At 41.7% G+C, this 17,897-nt stretch carries 13 protein-coding genes; 11 read left to right on the top strand and 2 right to left on the bottom strand.

The features are described 5' to 3' along the window. The first annotated feature begins 107 nt into the window (after positions 1-107). From dcuC to EO126_RS08220, 10 genes are all read left to right on the top strand, one after another. Complete coding sequence (gene dcuC / locus EO126_RS08265) at positions 108-1,490, top strand: C4-dicarboxylate transporter DcuC (RefSeq protein ID WP_127008439.1); 1,383 nt, start codon at positions 108-110, stop codon at positions 1,488-1,490. A gap of 197 nt (positions 1,491-1,687) precedes the next feature. Continuing rightward, positions 1,688-2,965: a manganese-dependent inorganic pyrophosphatase gene (locus tag EO126_RS08260; RefSeq protein WP_127008437.1), complete on the top strand. Its 1,278-nt coding sequence runs from the start codon at positions 1,688-1,690 to the stop codon at positions 2,963-2,965. 91 nt (positions 2,966-3,056) lie between these two features. Continuing rightward, a complete protein-coding gene (pcrA, locus tag EO126_RS08255) occupies positions 3,057-5,252 on the top strand; it encodes a DNA helicase PcrA (protein WP_006556621.1) in 2,196 nt (731 codons plus the stop codon). A 45-nt stretch (positions 5,253-5,297) separates the two neighbouring features. Beyond that, positions 5,298-7,322, top strand: a complete 2,025-nt coding sequence (ligA, locus tag EO126_RS08250; protein ID WP_127008497.1) for an NAD-dependent DNA ligase LigA — start codon at positions 5,298-5,300, stop codon at positions 7,320-7,322. A 65-nt stretch (positions 7,323-7,387) separates the two neighbouring features. After that, positions 7,388-7,678: an Asp-tRNA(Asn)/Glu-tRNA(Gln) amidotransferase subunit GatC gene (gene gatC, locus EO126_RS08245; protein ID WP_006556623.1), complete on the top strand. Its 291-nt coding sequence runs from the start codon at positions 7,388-7,390 to the stop codon at positions 7,676-7,678. A gap of 11 nt (positions 7,679-7,689) precedes the next feature. Further along, positions 7,690-9,147: an Asp-tRNA(Asn)/Glu-tRNA(Gln) amidotransferase subunit GatA gene (gatA, locus tag EO126_RS08240; protein ID WP_127008435.1), complete on the top strand. Its 1,458-nt coding sequence runs from the start codon at positions 7,690-7,692 to the stop codon at positions 9,145-9,147. After that, positions 9,144-10,586, top strand: a complete 1,443-nt coding sequence (gene gatB / locus EO126_RS08235) for an Asp-tRNA(Asn)/Glu-tRNA(Gln) amidotransferase subunit GatB (RefSeq protein WP_127008433.1) — start codon at positions 9,144-9,146, stop codon at positions 10,584-10,586. Before gatA ends, gatB begins: the two co-directional genes overlap by 4 nt. Positions 10,587-10,651: 65 nt before the next feature. Further along, complete coding sequence (locus tag EO126_RS08230; protein ID WP_006556626.1) at positions 10,652-11,020, top strand: hypothetical protein; 369 nt, start codon at positions 10,652-10,654, stop codon at positions 11,018-11,020. Positions 11,021-11,264: 244 nt separating this feature from the next. Then, positions 11,265-12,104 (top strand): HAD family hydrolase, encoded by an 840-nt coding sequence (locus EO126_RS08225; RefSeq protein WP_006556627.1) that lies wholly within the window; start codon positions 11,265-11,267, stop codon positions 12,102-12,104. 135 nt (positions 12,105-12,239) lie between these two features. After that, positions 12,240-13,436, top strand: coding sequence for a subtype B tannase (locus EO126_RS08220; RefSeq protein ID WP_127008431.1), 1,197 nt, complete (start codon positions 12,240-12,242; stop codon positions 13,434-13,436). Between the two features lie 143 nt (positions 13,437-13,579). Here EO126_RS08220 and nadE read toward each other — a convergent pair whose 3' ends face one another. Both nadE and EO126_RS08210 read right to left on the bottom strand, forming a co-directional pair. Continuing rightward, on the bottom strand, positions 13,580-15,541 hold the full coding sequence (gene nadE, locus EO126_RS08215) for an NAD(+) synthase (RefSeq protein ID WP_127008428.1): 1,962 nt from the start codon (positions 15,539-15,541) through the stop codon (positions 13,580-13,582). A gap of 94 nt (positions 15,542-15,635) precedes the next feature. Beyond that, the gene (locus EO126_RS08210) at positions 15,636-16,859 is read right to left on the bottom strand and encodes an MFS transporter (RefSeq protein WP_127008426.1); all 1,224 of its coding nucleotides are present in this window, start codon (positions 16,857-16,859) and stop codon (positions 15,636-15,638) included. Positions 16,860-17,290: 431 nt separating this feature from the next. Here EO126_RS08210 and EO126_RS08205 point away from each other — a divergent pair, with 431 nt between their 5' ends. Beyond that, positions 17,291-17,875, top strand: a complete 585-nt coding sequence (locus EO126_RS08205; RefSeq protein ID WP_006556631.1) for a histidine phosphatase family protein — start codon at positions 17,291-17,293, stop codon at positions 17,873-17,875. The last annotated feature ends 22 nt before the right edge of the window (positions 17,876-17,897 follow it).

Below are 17,897 nucleotides of genomic sequence, written 5' to 3'. Positions count from 1 at the left end.
GATATGTTGATAAAACGATGAATATGTTGGGACCGCTGTATGTGTGTTAACGGTTATTGGGGGATGACCGTGATGGTTCGTTGTGGTTGGAGTGAGGAGGTAAGTACGTGAATATTATTATTTCGATAATTGTCATTCTCTGGATTGGTATCTTGGTATTTAAAAGGTATAAAGCACAGGCCGTTTTATTTATCGGTGGTATGGTATTATTGGCATTAGCCTATTTAATGGGTTATGGCACAATTTTAGGTGCTAAACAACAAACAGGTAACTTTATCTTTGATATCTATGAACTTATTCGTATTCTATTCAGTGAACGCGCAGCTAAATTAGGTCTTAATATCATGGCAGTAGCCGGGTTTGCTCGCTATATGGACCATATCGGTGCGTCTCGTGCGTTAGTCACTTTGACGATTAAGCCTCTTAAGAAACTGAAATCTCCATACATCGTACTTAGTGCTTGCTGGGTGGTAGGGATGATTATCGGTCTTGCCATTAACAGTGCGTCCGGTTTGGCTATGTTATTGATGGTTACCATGTATCCGGTTCTTATTGCTTTAGGTGTAAGTAAATTATCGGCAACCGCTGCTATCGCTACTACACTCTGTCTCGACTGGAGTCCTAGTGATACAGGTACAATTTTTGCTGCCGAATTGGCCGGGGTTGATCCTGTAACATACTGGCATTCCTTCCAAGTGCCGGTTGCTCTTTGGGTATTTCCGGTAGTAGCTGTGTTACACTACTTAACACAGAAATACATGGATAAACGGGACGGTCACATTGTAGAATCTCAAGATGTGGTAGTTCACGAAGAAAAAATGACCAATGAAGATTTGCGTAAAGCAGAAGCTCCGCTATATTATGCAATTCTACCGGTTATTCCATTGGCTTTAATTTTATCGTTCTCCAGCCTATGGATCTCCTGGATTAAAATGAACATCATCATGGCCATGTTAATCGGTACGACTATTGGCATGATTTTCCAATATTTCCGTACCTTTGACGGGAAATCCACCTTAGCCGATTTGCAAGTTTATTTTGACGGGATGGGGCGCCAAATGGCGAACGTAGTCAGCCTTATCGTAGCCGGCGAATTATTTGCTAAAGGTCTTATGGCTATCGGTACGATTGATGCTCTTATTAACTGGGCTAAAACATCCGGTTTCGGCGGAATCGGTATTACGCTCGTGATGGTGTCCATTATCGGTATATCCTCAATCGTTATGGGGTCCGGGAATGCACCGTTCTTCGCTTTTGCCAATTTGGTACCGTCCATCGCTGCTTCTACCGGTGTTTCGGCAGCCCTTATGATTCTGCCGATGCATTTTATTGCCAGTGCGTTTCGGGCGATTTCGCCGATTACGGCCGTAATCGTAGTTGCTTCCGGGATGGCCGGGATTTCGCCGTTTGATTTGGTTAAACGTACAGCCATTCCGATGATTGGCGCCGGTATTACTTTAGTTGTGGCTAACTTTGTAATGTTCTTATAATTTTTCGTTTTTATGCAGTCTGATATATTTTAGTGAGTATTTCATATCTCCATCCGATATTGTGTCGGGTGGAGATATTTGTTTGTAAAATGCATGGTATAATCCTTATTTACTCATACTAGAGAGGGCCGATTTATGGTATAATAAATGAGATAAATTAACTTCGTTAATTCTAATTATTTTATGAGGTGATATACATGAGTGAAAATGTAATTTTAGTAACCGGCCATAAGAGCCCCGACACGGATTCCTTCTGTTCTGCATTGGGTTATGCCAATTTGAAAACCCAGATGGGCATGCCTGCCAAAGCAATTTGTGCCGGTAAAGCCAACAAGGAAACATCCTTCGTGCTTGATTATTTCAAAGTAGAACATCCTGAAATCGTGACAAGCTTTGCCGTTCGTATTAAAGACGTTATGGAAAAAGTTCCGGCCGTAGATGCTGCTGCAAGCTTAGAAGATATTTTATCATGGCGCAACACTCATGACATGAACCGTGTACCGGTTGTAAAAGACGGTAAATTCGTTGGCGTAGTTTTGCCAAGTCGTTTAATCGATGCTTTAGCCGGTGCTTGGCTTGATAAGAAAACCGTTACGGCTCTTGATATCGTATCTAAAGCCGGTTGCCAATTGGTTTCCCCTGAACTTAAATTAAAAGAATTTGACCGCGGTCATGCCGGTGCATTCCCTGTAGTAGACGGCGATACTTATTTCGGTATGGTTCGTTCTAAAGTGGAAGCACCTAAAGAAAAACAAAAAGTTGTGTTAATCGACCACAATGAAAAAGTACAGATTATCGATGACATTGAAGATGCCGAAATTATTGAAAACATCGATCACCATCGTATCGGCGGTTTAACAACTGAAAATCCTATTTTCATTCACTATGAACCGGTTGGATGCTCTTGTACAATCGTTGCTAACTTCTACTGGCAGTATGGTCAGGAAATTCCAAAACATATTGCGGGCTTATTGTTATCCGCTATTATTTCCGATACTGTATTATTCCGTTCGCCAACTTGCACACCTAAAGATGTAGAAACTGCTAAAAAATTAGCAACTATTGCCGGTGTTGATTTGGAAGCTTACGGTCTTGAAATGTTGAAAGCCGGTGCCGATGTATCTGATTTCAGCGATGAACAAATCGTTCGTACGGACATGAAAGAATTCGGTGCCAACGGTCAGGTTATCAGCATTGGTCAGTTGACTACCATGAACGCTGAAGAAGTATTAACTCGTAAAGCTGCTTTATTAAAAGCCTTGGAAGACTTACGTGCATCTAATAATTATGCCGCTTCCTATATTATGGTTACCGATATCTTGAAAGAAAGCACAAACTTATTGTTTGCCGGCGATGCAGAAGCTATCGTAGCTGCTGCTTTCGGTCAGGAACCAAAAGAACAGGAAGTATTCTTGGCTAATACATTGTCCCGTAAAAAACAAATCGTTCCTCAAATCTTGGGAGCTATGAAATAATACGGCTTATTAGCTAATATAAGCAAAACAAAAACGTTGCCCTTTGCAACGTTTTTGTTCATTCTGATTATACTGTGTAGAAAGGACTGTTATGAGTAGTTTATTTGACGGCTTGAATAAAGAGCAACAAGAAGCGGTACGCACCACGGAAGGCCCCTTATTGATTGTAGCGGGCGCCGGATCCGGTAAAACACGTGTACTGACGTATCGAATTGCTCATTTATTGGCACAGGGAGTCAATCCGTATGAAATTTTAGCCATTACGTTTACCAATAAGGCAGCTAAAGAAATGAAAAGCCGTGTGGAAGATTTGGTAGGACCTATGGCCGATCGCATATGGCTCAGTACTTTCCACTCATTTTGTGCTAAATTCTTACGTTTTGAGTTGGATAACTTCCTCGGCTACAGTAAGAATTTTACAATTTATGATACGGGTGATTCCCAGGCCGTAATTAAGGGTGCTCTAAAGAGCCTTAACTTAGATGATAAGTATTTTCCGCCGGGAGCCATGTTGAGTGCTATTTCCGATGCGAAGAACCGTCTTATGATGGCTCACGAATTTCGCATGGAAGCTCGTGATTTTTATAGTCAAAAAGTAGCCGATGTGTATGAATATTATGAACGGGAACTGCGTAAGAATAATGCGCTGGACTTTGATGATTTGTTAATGGTGGCGGTTAAGTTATTGCAAAGTCGTGAAGATGTGCTTCAGAAGTACAGTAACCGTTTCCGCTACATTATGATTGATGAATATCAAGATACGAACCACGCACAATACACATTGGCTCATTTATTGGCTTCCAAATGGCAGAACATTTGCGTTGTAGGGGATGCGGACCAGAGTATTTATGCTTGGCGCGGCGCGGATATTCAAAATATTCTTGATTTTGAAAAAGATTATCCGGCTTGTAAAACAATTAAATTAGAGCAAAATTATCGCTCTACCAAGACGATTTTGGAAGCAGCCAATGCGGTTATCGATAACAATGAAGGACGTCCCGAAAAAGTTCTTTGGACAGATAAAGATTTGGGACCTAAAATTCATCATTTTGAAGCTCAATCGGAATTGGAAGAAGCCGCTTTTATCAGTGAAACGATTGCCAAACAGCATGATATTCATGAAGTGCCGTACGGCAATATGGCCATTTTATATCGTACCAATGCACAATCCCGTGCACTTGAAGAAGGGCTTATTAAACGCGGTGTCCCATACGTAATGGTAGGGGGCACGAAGTTCTACGACCGCAAGGAAATTAAAGATGTATTGGCGTATTTAAAAGTGCTCTTTAATCCGTTTGATGATTTAAGTCTGATTCGTATTATAAATGTTCCAAAACGCAGTATCGGCGCTACCACGGTTGCTAAATTACAGGATTATGCTCGGGAAACGGGTAATTCTTTATTTATGAGTTTGACCATGTTGAGCAATATTCCGACAATCAAAGGCAAAACCAAGGAAAAGCTGGAAGAATTCGGTATTTTGATTTTTACTTTAGTAGCCATGATGGAAAACTATAATGTATTGCAGATTTTGGAATCCATTTTAGAAAAAACTGGTTACTTAAAAGAGTTGGAAGACAGTACGGATCCGCAGGATGAAGCCCGTGTAGAAAATATCGGTGAATTGTTATCCGTGGCCAAAGTATTCTTGGACGAAAACCCTACGGGTACAGTGCAAGACTTCTTGGAGCAGGTAGCACTCGTTAACGATGTGGATACGTATGAACAGGCTGATTCGAAGGTAACTTTGATGACGCTTCATTCAGCGAAAGGCTTGGAATTCCCGATTGTGTTCTTAGCCGGTTTGGAAGAAGGTTTATTTCCTCACAGCCGTACGCTTATGAATCCGGAAGAAATCGAAGAAGAACGTCGTCTTTGCTATGTCGGTATTACGCGTGCGGAAAAGGAACTTTACCTTTTGAATGCCACGACACGTACTGTATTCGGTCGCACCAACGGTTATTTACCGTCCCGATTCTTAAAAGAAATTCCGGAAGGTTTGATTGAAGAATTAAGACCTAAACGTAAAGTGCGAGAAGATGTACAGCGTCATGTGCCGTCTCATTTATCGGTCATGTCACGGCCGGTCACAAAACCAACATTACGTAATAAGGTTGTTGAAAACTGGCAAGTCGGGGATACGGCTGTTCACTCCAAATGGGGGAACGGTACCGTTATTGAGCTTCAAGGCTCCGGTTCCGGTCTGAAACTAAAAATAGACTTCCCGACACAAGGTGTTCGTTTAATTATGGCTCAATTTGCGCCGGTTAAACGCTTAGAAAAATAATTTGTTGTTTTACAATAAGACGGTAGGAGAAACATCATGCCAACAATGAATGAATTAAGAGCAGCTGTGGCCGGTGCGGCTACGGAAGAAGCAAAAGCACATGCACTGCAACAATTATTGGCTCATGCCGGATATTTGTACTATGTTAAAGATGCGCCGGAAATGGAAGATTACGAGTACGATAAACTCTATCGTGAATTACTCGATTTGGAAACGGCTCATCCGGAATTTGTAACATCCTATTCGCCGACTCAGCGTGTAGGAGCCAAGATTGAAGGGGATTTTCCTAAAGTTGTTCACGGCCGCCCAATGCTGAGTCTTGGTAATGTATTTAGTGATGCTGAAGTACGGACGTTTGCGGAACGTACGGAACGAGACTTAGGCCATCGTCCGGAATATGTAGTAGAACTTAAAATTGACGGCTTGGCGTGCAATCTTCATTATGAAAATGGCGTTCTTGTAAGAGCCGTAACCCGCGGTGACGGTCGTGTCGGTGAAGATGTGACCAATAATGTGCGTACTATTCAATCGGTACCGTTATGGATTGAAAATGCACCACCATACATTGAAATTCGCGGTGAAGTATATATGCCGCACAAAGAGTTCCAGCGTATTAATGAAGAACGCGAAGCGGCCGGTTTACCTACTTTTGTGAACCCTCGTAATGCAGCAGCCGGTTCGTTGCGTCAATTGGATCCGGCTATTACGGCAAGCCGTAATTTGGACTTTTTTGCCTATGCCGTAGGTTCTTCGGAAGGCTCTGATATTCATGCACAAAGTGAACTCTTGGAACGTTTGGCACAGTATCATTTTCATGTGAACCCACATTATAGAGTTTGTAAAACGATTGATGAAGTGATTGAGCAAATTGCCCATTGGGATGTAGCTCGTCACGATTTACCGTATGATACGGACGGTATGGTTATTAAGGTTAATTCTTTTGAAGACCAGGAACAACTCGGTGCTACCGTTAAAGACCCACGTTGGGCCACAGCCTTCAAATATCCGCCGGAAGAAGTGGAAACTATCGTTAAGGATATTACCATTAATATTGGCCGTACCGGCGTTTTGACACCGACTGCCGAATTGGAACCGGTGTTTGTATCCGGCACGAATGTGGCACGGGCAACGCTTCATAACGAAGATTTTATCAAAGATAAAGACATTCGTATCGGTGACCATGTTATGATTCATAAGGCCGCTGAAATCATTCCTGAAGTTATTAAGTCTTTGCCTGAAAAACGAACCGGCGAAGAACGAGAATTCAGTATGCCTGCTCATTGTCCAATTTGTGATTTCCCGACGGTACGTCAATCCGGTGAGGTAGCTGTTCGTTGCAGTAATCCGCATTGTCCGGCCGTTGAAAAAGAAAAAATTATTCACTTTGCATCGCGTGATGCTATGAATATTGACGGTTTGGGACCAAGCATTGTTGAAAGTCTTATCGCGTATAAATTGATCGCTACCGTAGCCGATTTATACAAACTAACGGAAGAACAGCTTGTTACTATGGAGCGGATGGGTAAAAAGTCGGCTCAGAATTTGTTAAAAGCGATTGAAGACTCTAAATCACGCGGCCTTGGGCGTTTGCTATTTGCTTTGGGGATTCGCTTAATCGGTGCTAAAGCGGGACGAACCATTGCCGAGCATTTTCCTACTATGGAAGCTTTGCAAGCCGCAACCGTTGAAACCTTAACGGCCGTCAGTGAAATCGGTCCGACTATGGCCGACAGCTTGGTAGCTTACTTTAAAGAGCCGTATAATTTAGAACTCATTGCAGCTCTTCGTGAAGCCGGCGTTGTCATGGCGGAAGAACAGGTGGAACCGAGCGGTACGGAGCTTGAAGGGGATACTATCGTTTTGACAGGTACCCTTGAAAGCATGGGCCGTAAAGAAGCGGGTGAACTCTTGGCGGCACATGGCGCTAAGATTACAGGCTCCGTCAGCAAGAAGACGACCATTGTTATTGCCGGTGCCGAAGCGGGCAGTAAACTGACCAAAGCGGAATCGTTGGGCATTCGCGTCATGAATGAAGCGGAATTTTTAGAATTAATCAAAGATTGGAATTAATAAGGCCTTGTTTTGTATTGTTATATTCAATTTGATATAATAATAAAATGAAAGGATGTGTACGCATGAAAATTGATCGGGAAGAAATAAAAAAAATTGCTTTATTATCTCGTTTAGAGATTAGCGAAGAAAATATGGGCACTGTAGAAAAAGCCCTTAATGACGTATTGTCATATGTTGCCGAATTGGAAGAATTGGACCTTGAAGGGGTAGAACCTATGGCCCATGCCGTTCCTTTACATAATGTATTCCGTAAGGATGAAGTGATTCCTTCATTGCCACATGAATTGGCTATGCAGAATGCACCTGAAGAAGAAGACGGTTACTTCAAAGTGCCGCGCGTTATACAGGAATAGGAGGAAGCACTGTGACCATTCATGAATTACATCAGAAATTGACCGCCAAAGAATTGTCCGCGGTTGAATTGACTAATGCTATTATTGCTCATAAAGCAAAAACAGAACTGACCGTACATGCGTATTTAGCGGATTCTCACGAACAAGCTTTGGCCGTAGCCGCTAAAGTTGATGAAAAAATTGCAGCCGGTGAAGCTATTTCACCGTTAGCCGGTATTCCGGGCGCTGTAAAAGATAATATTTGTATTAAAGATCAGCAGGCTACTTGTGCGTCCCGTATGTTGGAAAACTTCGTGCCGCCTTATAATGCATCTGTTGTAGAAAAAATAGCCGGAGAAGATTATGTAAGTCTCGGTAAGCTTAACATGGACGAATTTGCCATGGGCAGTTCTTCCGAAAGCTCCGCTTTTGCTAAAACAACGAACCCATGGAACGCCGATTATGTACCGGGCGGTTCATCTGGCGGTGCGGCCGCTTCTGTAGCAGCCGGTAGTGCTGTTTGGGCTTTGGGTTCCGATACAGGCGGATCTGTTCGTCAGCCTGCTTCTTATTGCGGCGTAGTCGGTTTAAAACCAACCTACGGTAATGTATCCCGTTACGGTCTTATTGCGTATGCATCATCCCTTGACCAAATCGGACCTGTGACTCGTGACGTAACGGATGCAGCCATTGTTCTTAATGTTATCAGCGGTTACGATCATCGTGATTCTACATCCATTCCGGGTGAACGTCCTGATTATACGAAAGCTTTGGTAAATGACGTAAAAGGTCTTAAAATCGGTATGCCGAAAGAATATTTTGGCGAAGGACTCAACAGTGAAGTGCGCGAAGCTCTTGAAAAAGCCGCTAAAGTATACGAAGGCTTGGGGGCTGAAATTGTAGAAGTAAGCTTGCCGACTTCCAAATATGCTTTATCCGCGTATTATATCATCGCGTTGGCGGAAGCCAGCTCTAACTTGGCTCGTTATGACGGCGTAAGCTATGGTTTGCGTGTGCCGGCCGACAACTTGGTTGAAATGTCTACTAAGACTCGTTCTCAGGGGTTTGGTGCCGAAGTACAGCGCCGTATCTTGCTCGGTACCTATGTATTGAGCTCCGGTTATTATGATGCTTACTATTTGAAAGCCTTGAAAGCACGTCGTTTGATCAAAAACGAATTCGATGCGGCTTTTGAAAACGTAGACGTATTATTAACACCGACTGCGCCAAATACTGCGTTCAAGTTTGGTGAAAAAATTAATGATCCATTGTCCATGTATTTAGAAGATATTTGTACCACCCCGGTTAACTTGGCCGGTATTCCGGGCATTTCCATCCCGGCAGGTTTTGCATCCAACGGCATGCCGATCGGTATGCAATTGTTGGCACCGGCTATGGGTGAAGAAGTCTTATTCCGCACGGCTTACACATTCGAACAGGCTTGTCCGGAATGCAATAAAATCGCATCCATTGGGGAGGTAACACTATGAAATACGAAACAGTCGTAGGGCTGGAAGTCCATACGGAGTTAAAGACTAAATCTAAGATTTTCTGCGGTTGTACTACTGAATTCGGCGGCGATCAGAATACCCATGTTTGCCCTGTATGTTTAGGTTTGCCGGGCGTTATGCCGGTATTAAACCAAAAAGTAGTGGAATACGCGATTCGTGTCGGTTTAGCTTTGAACTGCGAAATTTTACAGTTCAATAAATTCGACCGTAAAAACTATTATTATCCGGATTTGCCTAAAAATTGGCAGACATCTCAATATGATTTGCCAATCTGCTTGAACGGTCATATTGATATCGAAGTGGGCGGTAAAACTCGTCGTATCCGCATCACCCGTATCCACATGGAAGAAGATGCCGGTAAATTGGTTCACAGCGGCAATACTATCAGCACATCCGATTCTTCCAATGTTGACTATAACCGTACCGGGGTACCATTGTTGGAAATCGTATCGGAACCTGATCTTCGTTCCGGTGAAGAAGCGCGTGCTTATGTAGAAAAAATCCGTTCCATCATTAAATACTTGGACGTTTCCGATGTTCGTATGGAAGAAGGCAGTTTGCGTTGCGATGCCAATATCTCTGTACGTTTGATGGGCGAAGAAAAATTAGGTACTAAAACTGAAATTAAGAATATGAACTCCTTGACCGCGTTGCAAAAAGGTGTTGAATATGAAGCTATTCGTCAGGCTGAAACTTTGGAAGACGGCGGCATTATCGTTCAGGAAACCCGTACTTGGGATGACAGCAAGGGCATGACTTTGTCTATGCGTAAAAAAGAAGCGGAAAATGACTACCGTTATTTCCCTGAACCAGACTTGGCACCAATCGTAATCACGGATGAACAAATTGAAGCAGCCCGTCAGTCCTTACCGGAATTGCCGGATGCTAAGATGGCCCGTTTCCAAGCTGATTACGGTTTATCTGAAGAAGACAGCTCGATTTTAACAACTATGCGTGAAACAGCTGATTATCTTGATGAAACTGTTAAAGCCGGTGCCGATGCTAAGACAGTAGCTAACTGGATGCTTGGTGATCTATCTAAAATGGTTAACGAAGCGAATATTACTTTCGCTGATGCCAAGGTTAAACCGGCTCAATTGGCAGCTATGATTGAACTTATCAACAAAGGCACAATTTCCGGTAAAATTGCGAAAAAAGTTATCGTTTCCATGTGGGAAACCGGTAAAGATCCGCAAGCTATCGTAGAAGAACAGGGCCTTGTTCAGATTACCGATACCGGTGCTATCGAAGAAATTGTAAAACAGGTTATTGCCGATAATCCTAAGTCTGTAGAAGACTTCAAGAGTGGTAAAGGCAAAGCTATCGGTTTCTTGGTCGGTCAAGTTATGAAACTCAGCAAGGGCCGTGCTAATCCGGGCGTTGTTAATGAATTGTTGCAAAAACATTTAAACGCCTAATTTAAAACTTACACGCTTTCGACTTAATAGTGCTGACGATTAGATTTAAAACATAGGAGATTGCTATGGAAGATAAACAATCTTATGATACTAAACAGACTAGTGTGTTATCGGAAGAAGAACGGCGTTCCTTCGATGGGATGACCATTGATGAGAATGGTCGGGAACAGTCGGAAGAAGAAATTCGTCGTGAAAATCGTGCCAAAACTAATGCTATATTTGGTGGGTTTAGACGTGATTCTTCTGACCAGACAATTCCGGGGATAAAAATATTTACCATCAGTTCTTTAGGCTGGAAGGGTAAATTAATTATGGCAGCTGTTGCGGTTGCTCTATTTAGTGTGTTAACTTTCTTTGGTGGTTTATTTTTAATTGGATTTATAGTGTTGGCAGTAGGAGCGGGTTTATTAGCGCTCTTGCGAAAGCTTTTTTAAAAAAATAAAGACTTCCTTATCACGAATCGCCATCTGGCATGCAAGCATAAAGGCTGGCTTATCGTGATAAGGAAGTCTTTTCGTATATTAAAAGCAATTCGCAAGAGTGGCTAATATACTTAAAGGAGTGGAGGAGGCGTGCATGCACGAAAGGCTAGCTTGCCCAGAATGGAGAAGTCTTTTCGCGTTTAGAAAGCAACTCGCAAGAGTCGCTGATAAACTAAAAGGGAGGAAAGGAGTTTATATGGAATCGAATAAAAAGCCTATAGTGGCTTTGATGTATGATTTTGATAAGACGTTGTGTACTAAGGATATGCAGGAATATGGTTTTATTCCGGAGCTTGGTATGACAACGGCCGATTTTTGGCGTGAGGCGAACGGCTTGACTGACAAAGACGGTATGGATGGTATTCTGGCATATATGTTTATGATGGTTAAGATGAGCCGGCTTCACGAAGTGCCGATTACGCGGCAAACTTTAAATAAATTAGGGGAAGGGATTGAGTATTTTCCGGGCGTTAAATCTTGGTTTGACCGCATCAGTACTTATGGAGAATCAAAAGGTGTACAAATAGAGCACTATATTGTATCGTCTGGTGTAAAAGAAATCATCGACGGCAGTGAAATTGCCCAGTTTTTCAAAAAGATTTATGCTTGTGAATTCAAGTATGATTATAACGGTCTCATTGAGTGGCCGAAGATTGCCGTTAATTATACGGCTAAAACGCAATTTTTATTCCGCATCAATAAAGGCGTTTTGGATATTACCACGAGCAGTGATAAAGAGCTTAATCAATATACGCCGGAAGTGGAACGACGTGTGCCTTTCAGTAATATGATCTACATCGGTGACGGTCTTACCGATGTGCCTTGTATGAAACTGGTTAAAGTAAACGGCGGTCAAGCCATTGCCGTATATAATCCGGAACAGGAAAATGGAATTAATGTGGCTAAAAATCTGATTAAAGACAATCGTGTTAATTTTGCTTGTCCGGCTAATTATGAAGAAAATAGTCGATTGGATAATATTGTGAAGACTATTATCGATAAAGTAAAAGCCGTTGAAACTTTGCAGCGAATGTAAAGGTGAACCAAATGTCTGGTATAGTTTTTTTCATATTTCTCCTAACCTTTCAACTTATAATTATAATCAATACAAATAGAAGATATAATACAAATATAGTCAGATGTAAAAAATACATTGAAAGGAGAAGTAATTATGGAAAGAGCAAAACATTTGAAATATAAAAAGATATTACGAGCTATGGTTCTTATGGGGGCGGTTCTCACTGTGGGCGGTATGATAAGTTCAGCTGGAGCCGCAGGGGTTATTAATAATAATTCAGAGACCACTAATATGAAAGAAAATGCGGATTCTCTAAATTTTGAAGATCGTACCTATGAAACGCGAACAATGAAGGTTGACGGTAAGAATGTTACCTTTAGAGCCTATGAAAATATTCCGTACGTGGCTAACCCGGTGGATACGACCTATCAGTCCATGAATGTGTATATTCCGGAAGCCTATTTTCATAATGAAAAGGACCATAAGTATACAGCTGAATCGGCCCCTATCTTTTTGCCAAATTCGGTAGGCGGTTATCGTCCGGGTAAAGCAGCTACACCGACTCTTTTTAAAGACGGTGAACCAAACGCTGTTTTATATGCTTTATCGCGCGGCCTTGTAGTGGCGGCGCCGGCAGCGCGCGGTCGCAGTAATGAAACGATTGAAGGCGTTTATTATGGGAAAGCGCCGGCTGCTATTGTCGATTTAAAGGCAGCTGTGGCGTATCTGCACAAAAACGATAAGAATATGCCGGGTGATGCGAATAAAATTATCTCTAACGGGACCAGTGCAGGCGGGGCCTTGTCATTATTATTAGGTGCTACCGGCGATGAACCCGATTATGCTCCGTATTTACAAGAGATTGGCGCAGCCAATGCACGGACAGATATTTTTGCTATATCGACTTATTGTCCGATTACCGATCTCATAGATGTTGATTGGTTAGCTTACAATACATCCGTAGGCCGTATGAAAGCACCCGGTGCTTTTGATGCCCGTGATAATTTTACCGGTGAAAATAATCTTTTCGGTACGGCAACTATTGATAATCAGCATTTTACAAAATTTGCATCCTTTAACGGTGATGGCACGGCAGTGGCTGATGAACATATAATAAAAATGATGAATCCGCTTAATTATATTAAACCGAACGGTTCTACTGAACATTGGCGTATTCGTTATGGTGAAATCGACAATAACACATCCATGGCAGTAACGCTTATTGTAGCTACCCGCCTGGCTAACTATGGCTACGATGTTAACTTTGACTTACCTTGGGGTATTCCACATGCCGGTGATTACGATTTGGAAGAACTTTTTGATTGGATTGATAAAATCGTTAATGAATAAAAACTTAGCGTACGATAAAATTTTATAATTTAAGCAAAAAAGATATTCCCCGAATTGGTCATACATCAAATGATTTAGACTTTTACGGGGAATATCTTTTTTATTGCTATTGATTATTTTTGAAATGGTAGTAGTTAATATTGCTATACCAATGTTTCTTTCAGTTCATAATATTTTTCCGTATAATACGGTGCCATCTGTGATTCCAGTAAATCACCGCCATAGGCACGACGACTGACTACGATGATAGGTGGGCTCTGAATTCGTTTCGCTACGGCAAGACCGGCAAACGAATTCCACCAACGTTCCAAATCAGCAATGAAATCTGAAGCACTGGTAAAGTAATTTGAAATTGGCTTAGGTAAGTTTAAAACAGTTTCCAAGCGATTTTCTTTATAGGCTGACAACAAGTCTTCCGGTGTCATGCGATTCCAAGGTTCGATGAAACTTCGGAAAAGGCGGTCATGGTATTCATATTGTAACGGATCGCCTTGGCCTTTGGTGATATCCTGGTTTTCAGAAAGTTCGGCACTCGGAATTATATCGATAGTACCTTGGGGAATAACTTCACGTTTAAAGATTTCTTTATTTAAATAATCGGCTAAGTTATAGACCTGGTATTTCCAGAGGTCGCCGGAGGCAGCTAAGAAACCGGCTAAATCACCATATAAAGTAGCATAACCGATGGTAAATTCTGTCTTATTGCCATTGCAGGTAAAGGCACCGCCTACGGAAGCGGCAAGACCGGCCAGGATACGGGCGGAACGATCGCGAGCTTGGATATTTTCCTTTACAAAGGAACTGACTTTTACTTGTTCCGAACCGTTCGGTCCTTCGAAACTTAATGACTCAAATTGATTAACGGTAAGTGTTAAACTGTCTTCTACCGGGCAAACTGCATATTGACAGCCGAGATTTTTGGCCAGTTGAGCCGCTAAATCTTTCGTGGCTGTTGAATTAAAGCGAGTCGGCATATTTACCAAGTAGATTTGTGACGGATCCAAAACGGTCGCGTAGAGGGCCGCATTTAAAGCAGAATCGATACCGCCGGACACGCCGATGACAATTTTCTTAATACCGGTTTGTTTTAGGAAGGATTGTAAGCCGTAGTGAAGGGCATGGTAAATTTGGGCCGGTTCCGATGGAACGGGGACCTCAACGGCCGGTTTAACAGTCGTGTGGCCATCTTTTAAGTCTGCAATGCCATACATGGCACAAGAATCATCATTTGCAACCGGTTTAAGCTTATCAAGTAATACCGGTTGTACTATAGATTCATAGGCCGGTAATTGGGTTACAATTTCTCCGAATCGATTATATACGGTGGATTGTCCGTCAAAGGTACAAATAGATTTACCGTTATTTTGCAGGCCCACTGAATTTATATAAAATACGGGTGTTTTAAGAGCTCGGGCCCGTTCGGTAAAGAGGCGGTGGCGTCGTTCATTTTTGCCAAGGGTAAATGGGGAAGCCGAAATATTGATAAAAGCATGAATCGGCACATTTTGAATAGCACTCTTATCGGCTAAAGTTGTGGTTGGTGAAAACGAATAATTCTCATCCCAGCTGTCTTCGCAAAGTAACGGTGCCACATTAAAAGTTTCGCCGTTTTTAAAGGTAAACGGTAAGAGTCCCAATAATTCTTCAACGGGACGATGTAATTCTTGAGCTACAATCGGCAGGGGTGTGAAATACCGGGCTTCATTGAAAAAGCGATAGTTTGGATTTAATGTTTTTATGATAAACGGATACGGTGCTTCTTGTGGTGTAATGAGTTCGCCGTTTTGGGCGGCAAAAATAGCATTAAATTTACGTGGACGACCGTCAAAGTTTGTTTTGTCAGGATCAAGACCGACATTGCCGAAAATAACAGCTATATTATCGGTTGCTTTAATAATAGTTTCGCCCATGGCGACACATTCATTGACGAAAGCCGGTTGATCCCAAGCATCACCGATGAGATAACCGCTGAGGGCGAGTTCCGGCAGTATTAATGAATCTATGCGCAATGCTTTGGCATATTCGATAGCTTGTAAAATGGTGTCTCTGTTTTTACGGGGATTGCCGGGAACGATTTCAATTTGTCCCATACCGATGCGTATCATAGTAGCTCCTTATTTTAAAAGAAGAGGATTCATAATGTTAAAATACTGTCTAAGAGTTATTAATGCAATAACTCCTAGACAGTTTTATTATACCTTATTTTTCAATAGTATTGGTTTTATTTTTAAAACGCGGTAAATCGGTAATGAAGAAGGTGGATAATAAAGCAACCCACACAATCGGATTTAAGGTAAGCCAAGCATTCTGAAGTCCGTAAATATCCGCTAATTTACCGATAAGCGGTGCCACGATACCGCCAAGGGTAATGCCGAGGCCTAAGGTAATACCGGAGGCAAAACCGATGTTTTTGGCTAAATAGACTTGCCCCAAAATAATCATTGGGCTGTATTGGGTGAAAATACCGAAACTTAACGGTAAGATAAGAATCATAGAGAGCCAGTAATTATCACTCAGCGTAAAGGCCAGCATGATAGGTACTAATGAAATATAGCAATAACGAATGGCTTTGACATAACCGATGCGGTCTGCCAAGGTGCCGCCTAAAATAGTAACGATAATGCCGCAAACAAAATAAATGGATAAGGCTAAATTACCGGATGCCGTAGTTTGCCCAAAATGTGTAATCCAATAAATCGGGATAAAGGTATTAAGAACGGCAAAGCAAATGGAACGGGCAGCGATGGTAACGAATAGTATATTGAAACTGCGCCAATCGTTTTGAGCTGTTGTTGTGGATGTTGATTCTTTTACTTTACGTTCAGCTTTAGCTGCTAATTTATATGGCTTTAACACTAAATATAAGGTAATCGCAATAACTGCGATTACGGCAAAAATTAAGAGACTTTTTACGCCCCAAATGTAAGCAGTACTGCCGATGATTGGTCCGATGGTAAAACCGGCTTGACCGCCGACGGAGAAATAACTCATAGCTTTGCCTTTTTCCTTGCCGGCAATGGCATTGACCCAACGAGCTGCTTCCGGATGGAACAGCGCGGAGCCAAAGCCGGAGACAAGTGCGCATAGAATGATACCTATGTAACTATCAACAAAGGCAATGGAGGCAATACTGAAACCGCAGATTAAAATTCCCAGAGGAATACTCTGCCAGAATGTTTTTTTGTCGGCCAGATACCCGAAAAACGGTTGAGCGACTGTAGCTAAAGCCGTATTAAAGAATATGATGATGGCTACTTGTTCATAGGTTAGTCCGTAGTTGGTAATGAATAATGGCAACAGCGCCGGTAAAGAACCTTGGGCTGTATCGTTTATCATATGACAAATAGCCGGTAAATACTCATGCATTTTACGTATAAAGTTGGATTGTTTTGGCGTTTGGTCGAGTGTTATTTCATTAGTCATAAAGAACCTCACAGTTTAATTGTTAATCAATTTAATCTTCCGATAACGAATTTATCTAAATGAAACCGGTAAAACAACTGAATCAAATGATAAATTAATAGTTACTATATTTAAAGTTTTAAAAATATTAAGACTCATTATTGTTTAAATCTTTCGTAGTACTCATATTTTATACCCAATATGGTGTTTTTTACAAGAATTTTACGCATTTATCTATGTGGCAGGTTTTTGAATTGTAATTTATTAATTCTTTTTATACTCTTTTATTAAGTGACTGATAGGTAATAAATGATAATAAAATTGAGCGTTTCTCTGTTCATGATAAAATTGCAATAGATTTTTATGATTATTGAGCGTACAATTAATACAAGATAATGAGAATGATAAAGGTTTATTATTGACACAGTTAACAATTAAGTAAAAGGAGCAATATGGCAACCATCTATCTTATCCGGCACGGTGAGAGTGCAGCTAATGCCGGTCTTAAGACTTTTAACACAGCAACTATACCGTTAACTCCATTAGGGCAATCTCAAGCTGAAGAGGTGCCGGAGCATCTGCCTGAACACTTGGAGTATATCATCCACTCTACGTATTTACGCACTAAAGAAACGGCTAAGCCAACAATTAAGGCATATCCGACAGCGGCAGTTGAAGAGTGGCCGGAAGTTCGTGAATTTACTTATTTAGATCCGGTTAAATGTATGGGTTCAACTATGGCGGAACGGAAGCCAATGGTAGAAGAGTTTTGGGGAACATTGGATCCGGATTTACAAATGCGTCCTGACGTGGAATCGTTTGGCCAATTTATACGCCGCGTTAAGACTGCTCATATATTACTTAACGAACGATTTGGCGGCACCCATGAGAATGTTGCCGTATTTACGCATGCTCTTTTTATGAAAGCATTTTTCCAGGTAGCATCGAAACCTGATGCAGGGGCCAAACAGCTTATGTCGGAGTTTTTTGATTGCCCGATAATTTATAACTGTGATATTTTTACGTATGAAATTTGATAAGAGTGTAATATTATCGTAA

The organism is Veillonella seminalis, assembly GCF_003992065.1.
Classification (GTDB): domain Bacteria; phylum Bacillota; class Negativicutes; order Veillonellales; family Veillonellaceae; genus Veillonella_A; species Veillonella_A seminalis.
This window is presented reverse-complemented; position numbering and strand designations above follow the sequence as displayed.